Origin of the sequence: Kistimonas scapharcae (genome assembly GCF_039540975.1) — a bacterium.
Classification (GTDB): domain Bacteria; phylum Pseudomonadota; class Gammaproteobacteria; order Pseudomonadales; family Endozoicomonadaceae; genus Kistimonas; species Kistimonas scapharcae.
The window spans coordinates 1-683 of record NZ_BAABFL010000169.1; the positions used below are offsets into that span (position 1 = coordinate 1).

Genomic DNA, 683 nt, shown 5'->3' on the forward strand with positions numbered 1-683 from the left:
TTCAGCGATAACGGTCTGCAGGCCGAACCGCAACAGGTGGACACCGACTTTGAAACGCTGGTGAAAGAAGGCCGCTACAAAAAAGTCAGCGCCAGTTTCTATACGCCGGAGAGTCCCAGCAATCCGGTGCCCGGTGTTTACTATCTTCGCCATGTCGGCTTTCTGGGTGCCCAGCCGCCCGCTCTTAAAGGACTCAAGCCGGTCTCCTTCAACGAGCAGGAGGAAGGAGTACTCGAGTTTTCCGCGCCTTACGACACACTCACCATCGCTTCTGTTTTTCGCCGGCTTCGTGAGTTCCTGATCGACAAGTTCAGCCCCGAGGAGGCGGATGAGGTCATCGCCAGTTGGGCCATTGATGAGCTGGAACTCTCCGCCAGACAAGAAGAGAACACTGAGGCCAGTGTCTCCCCCGCCTTCTCCGAAACCAACCCCATTGAACGGACTGAGGACAACGGAATGACAGAGGAAGAACTCGCACAGAAAAAGGCCGAGCTTGCGGACAGGGAAGCATCCCTTGCGGCTAAGGAAACGCAGTTCAATGAGCGTGAATGTGCGATTAGCGCATCGGAAGCTGCCATTGCCCGGCAGTCCATCAGTGCCGAGCTGGACACATTGGTACAGAAAGGAAAACTCCTGCCTGCCCATAAGGATCAGATGGTGGCGTTCATGGCCTCGCTGGACAC

Annotated in this window: 1 protein-coding gene; it reads left to right on the top strand. The window is 56.1% G+C overall.

Annotated features, from left to right (window positions below):
* Positions 1-683: hypothetical protein (locus ABD892_RS10220; protein ID WP_345195520.1), on the top strand; the 683-nt coding region annotated here is incomplete at both ends.